At 74.0% G+C, this 17,659-nt stretch carries 12 protein-coding genes; 6 read left to right on the top strand and 6 right to left on the bottom strand.

The annotated features are described in order from the left end of the window. Nucleotides 1-96 precede the first annotated feature (96 nt). The gene (locus tag ACZ6JT_RS10780; RefSeq protein ID WP_469209102.1) at nucleotides 97-807 is read left to right on the top strand and encodes a DUF4253 domain-containing protein; all 711 of its coding nucleotides are present in this window, start codon (nucleotides 97-99) and stop codon (nucleotides 805-807) included. A gap of 7 nt (nucleotides 808-814) precedes the next feature. Here the strand turns inward: ACZ6JT_RS10780 and tesB are convergent, their stop codons facing one another. From tesB to ACZ6JT_RS10760, 4 genes are all read right to left on the bottom strand, one after another. After that, nucleotides 815-1,693 (bottom strand): acyl-CoA thioesterase II, encoded by an 879-nt coding sequence (gene tesB / locus ACZ6JT_RS10775; RefSeq protein ID WP_319722966.1) that lies wholly within the window; start codon nucleotides 1,691-1,693, stop codon nucleotides 815-817. A gap of 26 nt (nucleotides 1,694-1,719) precedes the next feature. Continuing rightward, nucleotides 1,720-2,877 (bottom strand): acyl-CoA dehydrogenase family protein, encoded by a 1,158-nt coding sequence (locus tag ACZ6JT_RS10770; protein ID WP_030718239.1) that lies wholly within the window; start codon nucleotides 2,875-2,877, stop codon nucleotides 1,720-1,722. A 137-nt stretch (nucleotides 2,878-3,014) separates the two neighbouring features. Beyond that, nucleotides 3,015-4,118 carry an FUSC family protein gene (locus tag ACZ6JT_RS10765; protein WP_469209101.1) on the bottom strand — a complete coding sequence of 368 codons (1,104 nt, stop codon included), beginning with the start codon at nucleotides 4,116-4,118 and terminating at the stop codon, nucleotides 3,015-3,017. 63 nt (nucleotides 4,119-4,181) lie between these two features. Next, nucleotides 4,182-5,747: a PucR family transcriptional regulator ligand-binding domain-containing protein gene (locus ACZ6JT_RS10760; protein ID WP_469209100.1), complete on the bottom strand. Its 1,566-nt coding sequence runs from the start codon at nucleotides 5,745-5,747 to the stop codon at nucleotides 4,182-4,184. Between the two features lie 116 nt (nucleotides 5,748-5,863). Here ACZ6JT_RS10760 and speB point away from each other — a divergent pair, with 116 nt between their 5' ends. The 3 genes from speB to ACZ6JT_RS10745 all read left to right on the top strand — a co-directional run bounded on the left by speB (nucleotide 5,864) and on the right by ACZ6JT_RS10745 (nucleotide 12,608). Next, complete coding sequence (speB, locus tag ACZ6JT_RS10755; protein ID WP_469209099.1) at nucleotides 5,864-6,832, top strand: agmatinase; 969 nt, start codon at nucleotides 5,864-5,866, stop codon at nucleotides 6,830-6,832. Between the two features lie 46 nt (nucleotides 6,833-6,878). After that, the gene (locus tag ACZ6JT_RS10750; RefSeq protein ID WP_469209098.1) at nucleotides 6,879-8,561 is read left to right on the top strand and encodes a thiamine pyrophosphate-binding protein; all 1,683 of its coding nucleotides are present in this window, start codon (nucleotides 6,879-6,881) and stop codon (nucleotides 8,559-8,561) included. 150 nt (nucleotides 8,562-8,711) lie between these two features. Then, the gene (locus tag ACZ6JT_RS10745; RefSeq protein ID WP_469209097.1) at nucleotides 8,712-12,608 is read left to right on the top strand and encodes an ABC transporter ATP-binding protein; all 3,897 of its coding nucleotides are present in this window, start codon (nucleotides 8,712-8,714) and stop codon (nucleotides 12,606-12,608) included. A gap of 22 nt (nucleotides 12,609-12,630) precedes the next feature. On the opposite strand, the gene ACZ6JT_RS10740 is transcribed toward ACZ6JT_RS10745, so the two are convergent. After that, the gene (locus tag ACZ6JT_RS10740) at nucleotides 12,631-13,185 is read right to left on the bottom strand and encodes an EF-hand domain-containing protein (protein WP_469209096.1); all 555 of its coding nucleotides are present in this window, start codon (nucleotides 13,183-13,185) and stop codon (nucleotides 12,631-12,633) included. Between the two features lie 321 nt (nucleotides 13,186-13,506). Between ACZ6JT_RS10740 and ACZ6JT_RS10735 the strand changes: the two genes are divergently transcribed. Then, nucleotides 13,507-13,866 carry a hypothetical protein gene (locus tag ACZ6JT_RS10735; protein WP_469209095.1) on the top strand — a complete coding sequence of 120 codons (360 nt, stop codon included), beginning with the start codon at nucleotides 13,507-13,509 and terminating at the stop codon, nucleotides 13,864-13,866. Nucleotides 13,867-13,950: 84 nt separating this feature from the next. Then, nucleotides 13,951-15,384, top strand: coding sequence for a S28 family serine protease (locus tag ACZ6JT_RS10730; protein ID WP_469209094.1), 1,434 nt, complete (start codon nucleotides 13,951-13,953; stop codon nucleotides 15,382-15,384). Nucleotides 15,385-15,472: 88 nt separating this feature from the next. On the opposite strand, the gene ACZ6JT_RS10725 is transcribed toward ACZ6JT_RS10730, so the two are convergent. Beyond that, nucleotides 15,473-17,287: a glycoside hydrolase family 3 protein gene (locus ACZ6JT_RS10725; RefSeq protein WP_469209093.1), complete on the bottom strand. Its 1,815-nt coding sequence runs from the start codon at nucleotides 17,285-17,287 to the stop codon at nucleotides 15,473-15,475. Nucleotides 17,288-17,659: the final 372 nt, after the last annotated feature.

Genomic DNA, 17,659 nt, shown 5'->3' with positions numbered 1-17,659 from the left:
TTGGACTTGCTGGGTGGTGATCCTCGAGGGGTGGGGCTGGGGCTGGGGTTGCCCGCCGGTGGGGTGGTGAGTGTGCGGGGGGAACCGTTGTTGTGGGTGTCCGACGGGGCCGTGGGGGTCGGGGCGCTCGCCGCGCAGCGGAGTCCGGCCCTGGCCGCCGCCGGGTTGCAGGCCGTGCTGTTCCAGGGCCGGCGGGGTCTGGAGGAGTGGTGGCGGGACCGGGAGCTGCGGCCGCAGCGGATGTCCGACCCGGACGACCACCACGTCGAGCCGGTGCTGCGCGAGTTCTGGCACGGTGTGGTCCCCGACCCCGAGGAGGGGGAGGAGGGCGATGAGCTCATCGCCCCCTTCGGCCGGGACTGGCCGGGGCTCGCGGAGTCCGGGCCGGTGGACGGGCCGGACGCGGCGGATCCGGAGGCCGTCGCCTGTGCGCTGGCGGACGAGCTGATCGGGAGCGGGGCGCTGCCGAGTCCGCGGCTCGCGCTGGTTCCCGCCGCCCGCGGAGCCGACGTACCCACGGCGATGGGCTGGTGCGGGCCGACCAACCACGAGAACGACACCGCCCGCATCAGCGCGGTCCTGCGGTCCTGGGAGGACCGGTTCGGCGCCCGCGTCGTCGCCCTCGGTTTCGACGAGCTGTACGTCTCGGTCGCGGCCCCGCCGCCCACGGTCGCCCGCGCGCTGCCAGTGGCCGCGGAGCACTTCGCCTTCGCGCCCGACAACATCTGGCAGGGCTGCGGCACGATCCGCGCCTACGCCGACGAGGCGGTCACCGGCAGCAACCTTTGGGGTTTCTGGTGGGACTGAGCGACCGTCACGCGCGGGGAACGCGGACGACGCCCTCCTGGATGACCGTCACGGCCAGCCGGCCGTCCTGGGTCCAGATGCGGGCCTGGCCGAGGCCCCGGCCGGCGGCCGCCGAGGGCGACTCCTGGTCGTACAGCAGCCACTCGTCCGCGCGGAACGGCCGGTGGAACCACATCGCGTGGTCCAGCGAGGCGCCGACCACGTCGCCCACCGCCCAGCCGCCCCGGCCGTGCGCGAGCAGCACCGAGTCCAGCAGGGTCATGTCGGAGACGTAGGTGGCCAGGCAGGTGTGCAGCAGGGGATCGGCGCTGTCCAGCTTGCCGGCGGTCCGGAACCACACCTGCGAGCGCGGCTCCACCGGTTCGCCGACGCTGCCCCAGGGCGGGGTCGTGGCGTACCGGAGGTCCACCGCCTCGCGGGTCTCGATCAGCCGCTCCACCGTGCCCGGGTCACGGAAGATCTCCCGGTACGCGGGCAGCGACTCGGCCGCCGTGGGCAGGGACTCCGGGTCCGGCGCCGACGGCATCGCGACCTGGTGGTCGAGGCCGTCCTCGTACGTCTGGAACGACGCGGAGAGGTGGAAGATCGGCTGGCCGTGCTGGACGGCGACGACCCGGCGCGTGGTGAAGGAGCGCCCGTCGCGGATCCGGTCCACCGAGTACACGATGGGCGCGCCGGTGTCCCCGGTGCGCAGGAAGTACGAGTGCAGCGAGTGCGCGGTGCGGTCCGCGGGGACGGTCCGCCCGGCCGCGACCAGGGCCTGGGCCGCGACCTGACCGCCGAAGACGCGCGGTACCAGCGAAGGGCGGCTGGTACCGCGGAAGATGTTCTCCTCGATCTGCTCGAGGTCGAGCAGATCGAGGAGCGACGTCAGTGCCTCGTTCATGGGGGAAGGGTAAGTGCCCGGATTCCTTACAGGCCCATGGACTTGGCGATGATGGACTTCATGACCTCGCTGGTGCCGCCGTAGATGCGGTTCACGCGGTTGTCGGCGTACAGGCGGGCGATCGGGTACTCGTTCATGTAGCCGTAACCGCCGTGCAGCTGGAGGCACTTGTCGATGACGCGGTGCGCGACCTCGGTGCAGAACAGCTTCGCGGACGCGGCCTCGGCGGCGGTCAGCTCGCCGGCGTCCAGGGCCTCCAGGGCGCGGTCGGCGACGGCCTCGGCGGCGTCCACCTCGGCCTGGCAGGCGGCCAGTTCGAACTTGGTGTTCTGGAAGTGCGCGACCGGCTTGCCGAAGACGGTGCGCTCCGTCACGTACTGCTGGGCGAACCGGATGGCGGCCTTGGCCTGCGCGTACGCGCCGAAGGCGATGCCCCAGCGCTCGGACGGCAGGTTCGCGCCGAGGTAGTAGAAGCCCTTGTTCTCCTCGCCGAGCAGGTCCTCGACCGGGACCTTCACGTCGACGAACGCCAGCTCGGCGGTGTCGGAGGTGCGCAGGCCCAGCTTGTCCAGCTTGCGGCCGATGGAGTAGCCCTCGGACTTGGTGTCCACGGCGAAGAGGGAGATGCCGAAGCGGCGGTCCTCCGCGCTCGGGGCGGAGGTGCGGGCGCAGACGATCACGCGGTCGGCGTGCACGCCACCGGTGATGAAGGTCTTGGCGCCGTTGAGGACGTAGTGGGTGCCGTCCTCGGAGAGCTTGGCGGTGGTCTTCATGCCCGCGACGTCGGAGCCGGTGCCCGGCTCGGTCATGGCGAGGGCCCACATCTCCTCACCGGAGACGAACTTCGGGAGGTAACGCTTCTTCTGCTCGTCGTCGGCGAGCATCTTGATGTAGGGCAGGGCGAGCAGCACGTGCACGCCGGAGCCGCCGAAGTTGACGCCCGCGCGCGAGGTCTCCTCGTACAGGACGGCCTCGAACTTGTGGGTGTCCAGGCCCGCGCCGCCGAACTCCTCGGGGACGTTGATGCCGAAGACGCCCAGCTCGCCGAGCTTGTAGTAGAAATCGCGGGGCGCCTGTCCGGCGGCGAACCACTCGTCGTAGACGGGGACGACCTCGGCCTCGATGAAGGCGCGGATGGTCTCGCGGAACGCCTCGTGGTCCTCGTTGAACACCGTACGGCGCACGGCCGGCTCCCTTCGGTCGCGGCAGTCCGCCGCCTGAATCTAAGCGCTTGCTCAGATTAAGTTACCGGCGAGTTGTGCACCCTGTCCAGAGTGGGTGACCGACCTCATGCGGGGGCGCCGGCGCAGGCGGGGCGGGCTCAGCCCGCGGCCGAGGCCAGGTGCTCGGCCAGCGCCTCGTGGGTGAGGTGCAGCCCGGCCCGCAGGACCGCGTCACGGCGGCCGGGATGGGCGGCCCGGTGCCGCAGTTCGAGCTCCCGGGCCAGCCGCAGCCGGTCCGCGAAGTCCTCGCCGCGCAGGGCCGCGTCGAGGGCCGAGGCGGTCGCCCCGACCAACGGCGCCATGGCCCGCACCGCCGCGTCGGCTCCTGCGCCCGGGGCCGCTCCCGGAGGTTCCGAAGGCGCCCCGCCGGCATGCGGCCGTTCCCCGCCGGCCTCCCGTCGTTCCCCGTCGGCGGAGGAGGACCGGATCTCCAGCTCCCGGGCGAGGAACAGCAGGGCCGGCGCCGTCCGCGCGGCCAGCCGCAGCCGCGGACGGAGCGTGGCCGCCGCCCCTGCCGGCGCCTGCCGGGGTGGCAGGAGCAGCAGGCGCCCCGTCCTGCGGTCCAGCGCGGCGGACAGTTCGTACGGCCGGCGCCAGCGGGCGAAGCGGTCCGCCGGCGCGGGGCCCGTGGGCCGCCCGGCGGCGGCCCGCGCCGCGATCCGCTCCAGCAGGGCGCCGAGCCCGGTGCGGTACTCCTCCAGGCCCCGCACGGCCTCCCGGTAGGGATCCGGCGGCCACAGCAGCGGGCCGAGGAGCACCACGACGGCGATGCCGACCGCGCTCTCCTCCAGCCGGGCCAGCGGGTACCCGGGCACCGGCGTCGCGTAGATCACCAGCGCGGTGACCAGCACCTGCTGGTTGGGGGAGCCGTCGTGGCGCAGCAGGAACATCCCGGCGCAGGCGCACACGACGAGGACCAGGAACGACAACGAGCCCGACGGCAGCCAGTGCAGGACCAGCACGCTCAGCACCACGCCCACGACCACCCCCACCAGCCGCTCCAGGGCCATCCGGGGCGCCGCGAACACGTCGTCGCGCAGGATGAGGACGGCGGGCAGGGCGGCCGGCACGGGGGCCGTGCTGGTGCCGAGCCACACGCACAGGAACCAGGGGATGGTCGCACACACCAGCAGCCGGGCGGCCGGTGCCAGGCGCTCACCGAAGGGGCGGCTCCGCGCCGGTACGGACGTGCTGCCGAGCATGCGGCACATCGTAGGGGCGGCCGCCGTCCCCGGCGGGCCCGCCGGCCGGGCGTCGGAGGGCGTTCAGCCGCCCGGCCGCGGCGGGGGCTCCTCCCAGCGCAGGGCGAACCACAGCTCCATCCGGGTGTCCGGGTCGTCCAGGTCCCGCCCCAGCAGCTCCGCGCAGCGGGCCACGCGCTGGCGGACCGTGTTGCGGTGCACCCAGAGGGCGGCGGCGGTGCGGTCCCACCCGCCGTGGTGCGCCAGCCAGCCGCGCAGGGTCTCCCGCAGGACGGGGGAGAGCGGTGCGAGCAGGGCCGCGGCGTGCGCGCGGGCCTCCGCCTCCCCGACCAGGCCGGAGAAGCCGGGCGCGGCGTGCCGGGCCAGGGGGGTGCGGGCCGCCTCGGCGCGCTCCAGGGCCCGCCGGGCCTGCGCGTCGGCGGCGGGCAGCGAGCCGGGGGCGGCCGGTGCGCTCACCCCGAGGCGCCACCCGGGCCGCGCGCCCGGCTCCCGCTCGGTGAGCAGCCGTACGGGATCCCCGCGCGGGTCGACCAGTACGGTGCCCAGCGCGGCCGCGAGGGCCTGGGGGTCGCCCGTCCCGCGGGCGTGCACCACGTGCCAGGGGCCAGGCGACAGGGCCGCGGCGGGGTCGCCGTCGAGGAGCAGCCGGGTCAGGGCCGCCGCCTCGGGTCCGGCAGCCGGGCGGTGCGCGGTGAGGAGGGTCAGCAGCACCGCCGCGACCGAGGCGATGGTGTGGTCGCCGGGGGCGCGGGCCGGGGTGGCGGTCCCGAGCGCCCGCACGGCTTCCGCACCCGGCTCGACCGCGGGCTCCGGCGCGGCCTCCGCCGCGGATTCCGGCCCGGCGTCCCGCCCGCCCGCCCGTCCGGCACCCGGCCCGGCTCCCGGCCCCGGCGCAGTGCCCTGCCCCGGGAGGCCGCCCGGTGCCGGGGCCGTCGCGGGTGCCGGGCCGCCGAGGGCGTGGGCCGTGAGGTGCCATCCGCCCGCCTGGTCGGTCGCCGTCGCGGGCCCGCCCGCCCGGCCGACCCGGGCCAGCAGCGCGCGCAGCGCCGCCGCGGCCTCCGGAGGCGGCGGGTTCCCCGCGGAGCGGTCGTCCGGCCGGAGCGTGACGTGACCGCCCAGGCTCGCCGCCAGCCGCGACAGCACCGCCGGGACCGGATCGGGCCGCGCGGCCGCCGCCGCGAGGGACTGCTGGGCCTCGGTGACCCGGCGCAGCTCCCGCGTACGGGCCCCCGCCATCAGCCGCCAGACCGTACGGGCCACCGCGCTGAACGGGGTGCCGGGCGGGACCTCCAGGAGCGGCAGCCCGTGGTGCGCGCAGGCCTCGGCCAGGCCGGCCGGCACCCGCTCGTGCACGGGCGCCACCCCGAAGCCGAGCGCCGCCACCCCGGCCTCGGCCAGGCGGGCGACGTAGCCGTCGGGATCCGTGCCCAGCCCGGCCCCCGCGGTCAGCAGCAGCTCGCCGCCCAGCAGGTACGGGGAGGGATCCGCCATCTCGGAGGCGTGCACCCCGTGCACATCGGCCTCGGCCGGGCCGGCCAGGTGGCGCAGGCCCAGCTCGCGGTCGGGCAGCAGGGCGCCGAGCGCCACCGATGCGGTCGGCGGGGGCGGGGCAGTGGGCGAGGCCGCCATGGATACTCCGTACAGATCAGGGGTCTCCTGTGGATGGTACGTACACTTCGCGCCGGGTGGGCGCCCCTTTACGCTCGAAGAACCGCACTTGTAGGACCTCCAGAAGGGCACCCCCCATGAGCACGCAGCCGCGCGGCCCCGTCGACTCCTCCCGCATCCCGCGCTACGCGGGCCCGGCGACCTTCGCCCGGCTGCCCCGCCTCGACGAGGTCGGCGGCAAGGCCGACGTCGCCGTCGTCGGCGTGCCCTTCGACTCCGGCGTCTCCTACCGCCCCGGCGCCCGCTTCGGCGGCAACGCCATCCGCGAGGCCTCGCGCCTGCTGCGCCCCTACAACCCGGCGCAGGACGCCTCCCCCTTCGCCCTCGCGCAGGTCGCCGACGCCGGTGACATCGCCGCGAACCCGTTCAACATCAACGAGGCCGTCGAGACGGTCGAGGCCGCGGCCGACGAGCTGATCGGCAACGGCTCCCGCCTGATGACCCTCGGCGGCGACCACACCATCGCCCTCCCGCTGCTCCGCTCCGTCGCGAAGAAGCACGGCCCGGTGGCCCTGCTCCACTTCGACGCGCACCTGGACACCTGGGACACGTACTTCGGCGCCGAGTACACCCACGGCACGCCGTTCCGCCGCGCCGTGGAGGAGGGCATCCTCGACACCGAGGCGCTCTCGCACGTCGGCACCCGCGGCCCGCTGTACGGCAAGCAGGACCTCGACGACGACGCCAAGATGGGCTTCGGCATCGTCACCTCGGCGGACGTCTACCGCCGCGGCGCCGACGAGGTCGCGGACCAGCTGCGCCAGCGCATCGGCGACCGCCCGCTGTACATCTCCATCGACATCGACGTGCTGGACCCGGCGCACGCGCCCGGCACCGGCACCCCCGAGGCGGGCGGCATGACCTCCCGCGAGCTGCTGGAGATCATCCGCGGCCTGTCCTCCTGCAACCTGGTTTCGGCGGACGTCGTCGAGGTGGCCCCCGCGTACGATCACGCGGAGATCACCTCGGTCGCGGCCTCGCACACCGCGTACGAGCTGACCACGATCATGAGCCGTCAGATCTCCGCCGCCAGGCAGGGTCGATAAGCACAGCGCGGCGGCGACGGCGAACCCGAAGGGTGAGTAAGCGCACGTGACGCACGACCACGACCTGGTACTCCGTCCCACCGAGGCCCAGACGGCCGCCGCCCTGGCCCCACCGCCGGGGCGGACGGGCGGGGACCTGGTCGTGGAAACGCTGCGCTCGCTCGGCGCCACCACCGTCTTCGGGCTGCCGGGGCAGCACGCCCTCGGCCTCTTCGACGCGGTGGGGCGCTCCGACCTGCGCCTCGTCGGGCTCCGTACGGAGAACAACGCGGGCTTCGCCGCCGACGCCTACGGCCGCATCACGGGCGAGGCGGTCCCCCTCCTCCTGTCCACCGGCCCGGGCGCGCTCATGGCCCTGCCCGCGCTCGCGGAGGCGGCCGCCGCCTCGGCCCCGGTGCTCGCCATCTCCTCGCAGGTCCCCGTCGCGGGTCTGGGCGGGGGCCGGCGCGGCCACCTGCACGAGCTGCGCGACCAGTCGGCCTCCTTCCGGGACGTCGTGAAGTCGGTCCACACCGCCCGCACCCCCTCCCAGATCCCCTCCGTCGTCGCGGAGGCCTGGGAGTCGGCGCTGACCGCTCCGCACGGCCCGGTCTGGGTGGAGGTCGCGGAGGACGTCCTGCGCGCGGAGACGTTCATCCCCCAGGTCACGGGCATGGACGCGACCCCGCACGAACTCGCCCCCCGCCCGGAGCTCACGGCCCTGGCCGCGCACTGGCTGTCCTCGGCCGAGCGTCCGGTGATCATCGCGGGCGGCGGGGTCGTCCGCTCCGACGCCGCGGGCAAGCTCAGGCAGCTGGCGGAACGCCTGGGCGCCCCCGTGGTCACCACCTTCGGCGGCAAGGGCGCCTTCCCGTGGACCCACCCGCTCTCCCTCCAGTCCTGGCTGGAGGACCGCCACATGACGGACTTCCTGGAGGACGCGGACGTCCTGCTGGTCGTCGGCTCGGGCCTCGGGGAACTCTCCTCGAACTACCACACGTTCCTCCCCACGGGCCGCGTCGTCCAGATCGAGGCCGACCTCGGCAAGCTGGAGTCCAACCACCCGGCCCTCGGCATCCACGCGGACGCCCGCCTGGCCCTGCAGGCCCTGCTGGAGACGGTGTCCGAGCGCGAGGACCCCGCCGCGCCGGAGCGCGTCCGCCGCGTCCTCGACGACATCGAGGCGCGCCTCGCCGGCCAGGACGTCTCTCTGGAGCGCTCGCTGCTGACCTCGATCCGCTCCGCCCTGCCCGCACGCTCCCCTTCCTTCTGGGACATGACGATCCTGTCCTACTGGGCCTGGTCCGCCTTCGACGCGAAGCACCCCAACACCATGCACTCGGCGCAGGGCGCGGGCGGCCTCGGCTACGCCTTCCCGGCGGCCCTCGGCGCCTGCGTCGCCGAACCGGGCACCCCGGTCCTGGCGGTGTCCGGCGACGGCGGCGCGATGTACTCGATCGCGGAGCTGGCCACGGCCCGCCAGCACGACCTCGACGTCACCTGGCTGATCGTGGACGACGGGGGCTACGGCATCCTGCGCGAGTACATGACGCAGTCCTTCGGCAGCGCCACCGCCACGGAACTCACCCGCCCCGACTTCGCCGCCCTGGCGGCGTCCTTCGACGTCCCGGCGACGACGACCACCCCGCAATCCCTGGCTTCCGACCTCAAGAAGGCCCTCGCCACCCCGGGCCCCTCGGTGGTCGTCCTGCCGGCCCTCCTCAAGATGTTCGCCCCGACCCACCTCTGACCGCGGCGGCCCCGGCCCACCCTGCCCCCGACCCGCCCTGCCCCCGGCGGCCCCCGGTCCACCCGGCGATCGGTCCCGCCCGGCCACGTCCGGGTGCTTCCCACGTGCGCCGGAGCCGCCCTGCGTACACGTTCGAATTGTTGCAGCGGGATGAAATCCGCCGGTCGGGGCGTTGCCGCCTCCGGCAAGACAAGACGAACGGGGAGGCACCACGTGACGGCGGCTGGGGAGAAACAGGGCTGGGGCAAGCGGCTGACGGCCTACACCTGGCGGTACAGGCGCAACGTGCTGCTCGCGCTCGGCTCCTCGCTGGGCGGCATGGCCGTCATGGCGCTCGTACCGCTCGTCACCCGGGTGATCATCGACGACGTCATCGGGGACCACAGCAAGCCCATGGGGCCCTGGGCCGGGCTCCTCATAGCCGCCGCCCTCCTCGTCTACGTGCTCACCTACGTACGCCGGTACTACGGCGGGCGGCTCGCCCTCGACGTGCAGCACGACCTGCGCACCGACATGTACGCCACCATCTCCCGCCTCGACGGGCGCCGCCAGGACGAGCTGTCCACCGGCCAGGTCGTCGGCCGGGCCACCACCGACCTCCAGCTGATCCAGGGCCTGCTCTTCATGCTGCCCATGACCATCGGGAACTTCCTGCTCTTCGGGATATCCCTCGGGGTCATGCTGTGGCTCTCCCCGCTGCTGACCGTCGTCGCGCTGCTGATGGCCCCCGCCCTCTGGTTCATCGCCAAGCGCAGCCGCAAGAAGCTCTTCCCGGCCACCTGGTGGGCCCAGGGCCAGGCCGCCGCCGTCGCCACCGTCGTCGACGGGGCCGTGACCGGCGTCCGCGTCGTCAAGGGCTTCGGCCAGGAGGAGCAGGAGACCGGCAAGCTGCGCGCGGCGAGCCGCCGGCTGTTCGCCGGACGGATGCGCACCATCCGCCTCAACTCCCGCTACACCCCCGCACTCCAGGCCGTACCCGCCCTCGCCCAGGTCGCCATGCTGGCCCTCGGCGGCTGGATGGCCACCGAGGGCCAGGTCACCCTCGGCACCTTCGTCGCCTTCTCCACCTACCTGGCCCAGCTCGTCGGCCCGGTCCGCATGCTCGCCATGGTCCTCACCGTCGGCCAGCAGGCCCGCGCCGGCGTCGAGCGGGTCTTCGAGCTCATCGACACCGAGCCCGCGATCCGGGAGGGCACCCACGAGCTGCCCGCCGACGCCCCCGCCACCGTCGAGTTCGACGACGTCCGCTTCGGCTACGACCCCGAGCGGCCCGTCCTCGACGGGTTCTCGCTCTCCGTCGCGGAAGGCGAGACCATCGCCGTCGTCGGTGCCTCGGGAAGCGGGAAGTCCACGCTCGCGCTGCTGCTGCCCCGCTTCTACGACGCCGACGGCGGAGCGGTCCGCGTCGGCGGGCACGACGTCCGCGAGCTGACCTACGACTCCCTGCGCTCCGCGATCGGGCTCGTCCCGGAGGACTCCTTCCTCTTCTCCGACACCATCCGGTCCAACATCGCCTACGGGCACCCCGGCGCCACCGACGCGCAGATCGAGGCGGCCGCCCGCGCCGCCCAGGCCGAGGGCTTCATCCACGCCCTGCCCGCCGGGTACGACACCAAGGTCGGCGAGCAGGGGCTCACCCTCTCCGGCGGCCAGCGCCAGCGCATCGCCCTCGCCCGGGCCATCCTCACCGACCCCCGCCTGCTCCTCCTCGACGACGCCACCTCCGCCGTGGACGCGCGCGTCGAGCACAAGATCCACGAGGCCCTGCGCGCCGTCATGGCAGGCCGGACCACCCTGCTGATCGCCCACCGCCGCTCCACGCTCGCGCTGGCCGACCGGATCGCCGTACTCGACCGCGGGCGGCTCGCCGACCTCGGGACGCACGAGGAGCTGGAGCGCCGCTCGGCGCTCTACCGCCGGCTGCTCACCGACCCCGACGCGCTCGGTGCCGGCTCGCCGCGGACTCCGGACGCCCCGCTGATGACGGAGTTCGAGCGGGAGCTCGACCGCAAGCTCGAACGGGACATCGAGCTCGAAGCCGAGATCGACTCCGAGCCGGTCAACGCCAAGCGCCGGGTCGCGGCCGGGATCACCCCCGAGCTGTGGCGGCGGCGCGACGACCAGAGCGGCGGCCAGGCCCCCGCCGCCGCGGGCGCCGCGCCCGGAGCCGGCCACTCCCTGGCCGGGGCCGTCGCCGGCATGCCGGCGACGCCCGAACTCCTGGCGCAGGTGGCCGCGCTGCCGCCCGCCGAGGACGAACCCGACGTGGACGAGACCCGCGCCGCGTCCGCCGAGGACAGCTACGGCCTGCGCCGCCTGCTCCGCGGCTTCTGGGCGCCGCTCGCCCTCAGCCTCGGCCTCGTCGCCGTGGACGCCGGCGCCGGACTGCTGCTGCCGATCCTGATCCGGCACGGCATCGACAAGGGCGTGGAGCAGGCCGTGCTCGGCGCCGTCTGGGTGGCCGCCGGGCTCGCCCTCGCCCTCGTCTTCGCCCAGTGGGCCGCGCAGTTCGCCGAGACCCGCATGACGGGCCGTACCGGCGAGCGCGTCCTGTACGCCCTGCGCGTCAAGATCTTCGCCCAGCTCCAGCGCCTCGGCCTCGACTACTACGAGCGCGAGCTGACCGGCAAGATCATGACCCGGATGACCACCGACGTCGACTCACTGAGCTCGTTCCTGCAGACCGGGCTCGTCACCGCCGTCGTCTCCGTCTTCACCTTCTTCGGGATTCTCGTCGCCCTGCTCGTCCTCGACGTCGAGCTCGCGCTGATCGTCTTCGCGACGCTGCCCGTCCTGGTCCTCGGCACGATCGTCTTCCGCCGCAGGTCCGTCGCCGCCTACGAGCTCGCCCGCGACCGGGTCAGCCTGGTCAACGCCGACCTCCAGGAGTCCGTCTCGGGCCTGCGCATCGTCCAGGCCTTCCGCCGCGAGGGCTCCGGTGCCACCCGCTTCGCCGAGCGCAGCGACTCGTACCGCGAGGCCCGCGTCCGCGGCCAGTGGCTGATATCCGTCTACTTCCCCTTCGTGCAGCTGCTGTCCTCGGGCGCCGCGGCCGCCGTGCTGATCGTCGGCGCGGGCCGGGTGGAGGCCGGGACGCTCACCACCGGCGCGCTCGTCGCGTACCTGCTCTACATCGACCTGTTCTTCGCGCCCGTCCAGCAGCTCTCCCAGGTCTTCGACGGCTACCAGCAGGCCACCGTCTCCCTGGGCCGCATCCAGGGGCTGCTGCGCGAGCCCACCACCACCCCGCTCCCCGACGCGCCCCTCGAGGTGCCGGAGCTGCGCGGGGAGATCGCCTTCGAGGACGTCCGCTTCCGGTACGGGACGGCGGAGGAACGCGGCGAGAAGGGGGAGGCACTGGCCGGCATCAGTCTGCGGATCCCCGCCGGACAGACCGTCGCCTTCGTCGGCGAGACCGGAGCCGGCAAGTCCACGCTGGTCAAGATGGTGGCCCGGTTCTACGACCCGACCTCCGGCCGGATCACCGTGGACGGCGCCGATCTGCGGCAGCTCGACCTGACGGCCTACCGGCACCGGCTGGGCGTCGTCCCGCAGGAGCCCTACCTCTTCCCGGGGACCGTCCGCGACGCCATCGCCTACGGGCGGCCCGACGCGAGCGACGCCGAGGTCGAGGCCGCGGCCCGCGCGGTCGGCGCCCACGACATGGTCGCCACCCTCGACGGCGGCTACCTGCACACCGTCGCCGAACGCGGCCGCAACCTCTCCGCCGGCCAGCGCCAGCTGATCGCGCTGGCCCGGGCCGAACTCGTCGACCCGGACGTGCTGCTGCTCGACGAGGCCACCGCCGCCCTGGACCTGGCCACCGAGGCCCAGGTCAACCAGGCGACGGACCGGCTCGCCGGCAAGCGCACCACCCTGGTGGTCGCGCACCGGCTGACCACCGCAGCGCGCGCCGACCGCGTCGTGGTCATGGACCGCGGCCGGGTCGTGGAGGACGGCACCCACGCCGAACTCCTGGCGCGCGGCGGCCGGTACGCCGAGCTGTGGCGCACCTTCGTCGGGGAGGACGAGCGCGCCGCGGCCTGACAGGGGCAGGGGCGTCAGAGGCTCACAGCTCGCCGAAGAGCAGGTTGCCCGGGGCGTCCTCGTCGGTGCCGGTGTAGTACTCGCGTACCGCGTGCAGGAGTTCGTCCACCGTCAGGGTGCCGTCCCCGTCGGCGTCGATCCGCCGGAACAACGCCTCGGTGTCGGCGGGGCTCAGCCTCGTGCCGAAGGCCTCCTGGGCCTTGTGGAACTCCTCCGGGCTGATGACCCCGTCGCCGTCGGTGTCGACGATCGTGAGGATCGCCCGCATCATCGGCCGGAACGACCGGTCGTAGGCGGGCCCGCCCTGGGCGTACAGGCGGGTCATGCCCAGCTTGTACTCCTCGGGCGTGACCTTGCCGTCCCGGTCCACGTCCAGCTCGGTGAAGAGGTCCTGCCAGAAGTCGGTCAGACCGCGCATCACCAGTTCGGCCTTGGGCGAGGTGGCCGGCTCGTCGAGGGCCGACAGCAGCCGGGAACCGAGCGCGAAGATGTCGTCGGCCTCGACCACCCCGCTCCCGTCGGCGTCCAGGTGCGTGAAGGCGCGCTCCAGCTTGCGGTCGAGCAGGTCGTCGATCATGTCAGTGCCTTTCACGGCTACGGGTACGGCTGCGGCCACGCCGAGGGGGTATGTCGTCGCCCACCGTAATGTCCGGCTCGATCGTGAACTCCTGTTCTCAGGCAGGGAAGTTGTGGATGCACTCGTACGGGGGACGGGCGGCGGCCGCGGCCCGGCGCCCGCGATGAGGTCCCGCGACGCGGCGGGGGTGGCCGGGTCCTTGTGTGCTGCAACCTTCCGCGGGGTTCGGGCGTCGTACGTGCGTGCGCATGCGGTGCGTGCGACCGATCGGGGGACAGGTTGTTGCAGGGGTGGAGGAGACGGGCCCGCCGGGCCGCGTCCTTGGGGGTCTTCGCGGCGGCCCTGTGGCTCTGCGCCGGCGGGCTGCTCACGGCGCCGCCCGCGCAGGCGGCGGCCCACGGCTGCGGGGGCCGGCTGGCGAGGACCGTGCCCTTCGAGACGGGTGAGGTGCGCGTCTACAAGAGCCGCAACCAGGCCTGCGCGGTGACCGTGGCCCGCGTCCCCGGCGAGGGGTGGCGGATGGCGGTGAGCATCCAGCCGCGCGGCGGGGCTCCCGTCCGCGAAGAGGGGCGATTCACCCGATATGCCGGGCCTGTCACTGTCGGTGCGATCAGTCGCTGCGTGTATGTAAGGGGCGGCGTGGGTGCCGGATCGGCCGCTTCCGGCTGGATCCTGTGCTGAGGTACCGGCCCAACTAGGTCTGTTCAGCGGCGCGTTGCCCCCGCTAGGTTCACGGCGACCGAAGTGAACTCAAGGGGAGGGTGAATGCGCAAGACGCTCGGATGGCTGCTGTCGCTCGTGGTGCTCATCGGCACCATGGGCGCGGCCGGCTCCACGGCGCAAGCGGCCACAGCCGCGGAACCGCCGGCCGCCACGGACATCAAGGACCAGATCCTCGGCATTCCGGGGATGAGCCTGATCGAGGAGAAGCCGTACCCCGGCTACCGCTTCTTCGTTCTGAACTACGAGCAGCCGGTGGACCACCGGCAGCCGTGGAAGGGCACCTTCAAGCAGCGCCTGACCCTTCTGCACAAGGACGTCTCGCGGCCGTCGGTGTTCTTCACCTCCGGCTACAACGTCAACACCAACCCGCGCCGCAGCGAGCCGACGACCATCGTCGACGGCAACCAGGTGTCCCTGGAGTATCGATTCTTCACCCCCTCCCGGCCCGACCCGGCCAACTGGGCGAACCTGGACATCTGGCAGGCCGCCAGTGACCAGCACCGCCTCTTCACCGCCCTGAAGAAGATCTACAAGAAGAACTGGCTGGCCACGGGCGGCAGCAAGGGCGGCATGACGGCGACGTACTACGAGCGGTACTACCCGCGCGACATGGACGGCGTCGTCGCGTACGTCGCGCCCAACGACGTCGTCAACAAGGAGGACTCGGCCTACGACCGGTTCTTCGCCAAGGTCGGCACCAAGGAGTGCCGCGACAAGCTGAACGCGGTCCAGCGCGAGGCGCTCGTGCGCCGCGAGCCGCTGGAGGCCAAGTACGCCGTGGCCGCGGCCGAGAACGGCTGGACCTTCACCACCGTCGGGAACCTCGACAAGGCCTACGAGGCCGTCGTGCTCGACTACGTCTGGGCCTTCTGGCAGTACAGCCTGCTCTCCGACTGCGGCTCCATCCCGGCCGCGGCGACCGCGAGCGACCAGGAGATCTGGGACTCGATCGACGCGATCTCCGGCTTCTCGGCCTACGCCGACCAGGGCCTGGAGACGTACACGCCGTACTACTACCAGGCGGGTACGCAGCTCGGTTCCCCGGACATCAAGCAGCCGCACCTGGGCAACCTGAGCCGCTACGGCTACCAGCCGCCGCGCAACTTCGTGCCCCGCGACATCCCCATGACCTTCCAGCCGGGGGTCATGGCGGACGTGGACAAGTGGGTGCGCGACAACGCCGACCAGATGCTCTTCGTGTACGGGCAGAACGACCCGTGGGGCGCCGAGCCCTTCCACCTCGGGTACGGGGCGCGCGACAGCTACGTCATGATCGCGCCGGGCGCCAACCACGGGGCCAACGTCGCGAAGCTCCTGGACGGCGAGAAGACCCTCGCCACCGCGAAGATCCTCCAGTGGGCCGGGGTGGCCCCGGCCGCCACGATCGCCGACGAGTCGAAGGCGGCGCCGCTGGCCGCCGCGGACGCGCAGCTCGACCAGCGCGACCTGGAGCGCGAGCCGCAGCTGCGGCCGTGACGCACCGGGCCGGGGCCGAGCCGGTCCCGGCCCGTGGGCCGCGGGCTGACCTGGTCCCGGCCCGTGGGCCGCGGGCTGACGCCGGGAACTACCGCGTCAGCCCGTGGCCCAGCGGGTAGCGGCCCGGCACCGGGACGGGGAGGCGGCCGGCGGGCCGTACCGCCCCGGTGAGCACCCGGGCCGCCGCCCGCATCTCCACGTCCGTCCACGAGTACGTCGCCAGCTCCGCCGCGCAGGCCGGCAGCCGGGCCGGGTCGTACGGATTGCGGACCGCCAGCAGGATCACCGGCACTCCGGACGCGACCAGGTCCGTCACCAGCCGGTGCTGTGCGTTCTCGTCGTCCTGTTCCGGGACGTTGTACGTGCACACCAGCACGGCCGCGTGGCCGGGCACCGCGGCCGGCGCACGGGCGGGCGGCACCGCCGTGGCCCGGCAGCCCAGGGCCGTCAGCTCGCGCGCCAGTACGGCCGTGGGCGGGCCCGTGGTGCCCGTGGGGGAGGCCGGATCCGTCCCCGTGACCAGCAGCCGGGGGCCGGCCGTCGCGTCGATCGGCACCAGCCCGCGGGGATTGGCCAGCAGGGTCGTGGTACGCGCCGCGATCTGGTCGGCGGCGTCCCGGTGCCTGCGGACGCCGACGGTGGCGTCCACCGCCTCCGTCGTGGTGTAGGCCTCGTCGAACAGCCCCCGGCGGGACTTCAGTTCCAGGATCCGCAGCACCGACTCCTCGATCCGGGCCTCCGTCAGCTCGCCCGCCTCGACGGCCGCCAGCACGCTGCGGTACGCGAGCCCCAGGTCCGGCGGGTTCAGCAACTGGTCGCAGCCCGCCAGCAGGGCCAGTACGGGAACGCGGTCGTCCCCGTACTTCTGGCGGACCCCGGCCATGTCGAGGGCGTCCGTGACCACCACCCCCTGGAAGCCGAGGCGTTCGCGCAGGATGCCCGTGACGATCGGCCGGGAGAGCGTGGCCGGGTCCCCCGAGGGGTCGAGCGCGGGGAAGACGATGTGCGCCGTCATGACCGCGTCCACGCCCGCCTCCACCGCGGCCCGGAACGGCGGCTCGTCCAGCTCCTCCCAGACGGCGCGGGTGTGCCGCATCACCGGCAGGCCCACGTGGCTGTCGGTCTCGGTGTCCCCGTGGCCCGGGAAGTGCTTCGCGGTGGCGGCCACGCCCGCCCCCTGGTAGCCGCGCACTTGGGCGGCCACCAGGGCCGCCACGGCGTGCGGGTCGGAGCCGAAGGACCGTACGCCGATCACGGGGTTGGCCGGGTTGACGTTGACGTCGGCCACCGGCGCGTAGTCCTGCCGGATGCCCAGCGCGGCCAGCTCTGCGCCCGCGATGCGCGCGGCCCGCTGGGCGTCGGCGGTGGAACCGCCCGCGCCGAGCGCCATCGCCCCGGGGAACAGGGTGGCCGGGGCGCCGATCCGGGCGACGGCGCCGTGCTCCTGGTCGGTCGAGAGCAGCAGTGGGATCCGGGCGCCGGAGGTGAGGGCGGCCTGCTGGAGGCCGACGGAGAGGGCGGCGATCTGGTGCGGGGTGCGGGTGTTGTGGGCCCAGGCGAAGTAGACGATCCCGCCGAGGTGGTAGCGCGCGACCAGTTCGGCGGCGGTGCGCACGCCGAACAGGGTCTGGTTCTGCTCGGCGTCGGCCGGGTCGGGATCGGTCGCCGAGTGCCCGTACGCCCGCGACACGAAGAGCTGCCCGACCTTCTCGGCGAGGCTCATGCCGTCCACGAAGCGGCGCAGGCGCGCCCGGTCCGGGTGGTGGCCGGGCGGACCCTCGGGGGACCTCGGGTCGTCGGGGGTGCCGTGCGGGCCGAGCGTGGCGGCGGCGGCCCCGGCGGCGGCGACGGCGGCCATGGCGGCTGCGGTGAGCAGGGTCCGGCGGGAGGCGTGGTGCGGCACGGGGCGGACCCTACCGGGTGCCCTCCGGGCGGGTCGGCTGCGTCGGGGTGTGTTGGCCAAGTACCGCCGGTTGCCGTGCCTTGCGTGGCCTGGGCGGGCGGGGTGGGGGCGGTTAGGGCGGGGCCGGGCGTGCGCCGGGGCGTCTCCTCGGGCGCCGAACGTGTCGGGGGGTCGGAGCGTCCGGGCACCTTGCGTTCGACGCCCTGCGGGGATCACCCCGACACACACCCGGCCCCGCCCAAACCGCCCGGCGTGGCCCCGCCGGAACCGTTCGGTGCGTGCCCGGCCGTGCCGGGGCCTGTGCCTAGTGGTGTGGACCGGAAAACTTGGCGGGTGAAAGAACAGGGGGGGGAAGGGGGAGGGGGGGGTTTT

This window comes from Streptomyces sp. NPDC046308 (assembly GCF_055588065.1).
Note: the sequence above shows the minus strand (reverse complement) of the source record. Positions and strands in the feature narration are given on the sequence as shown.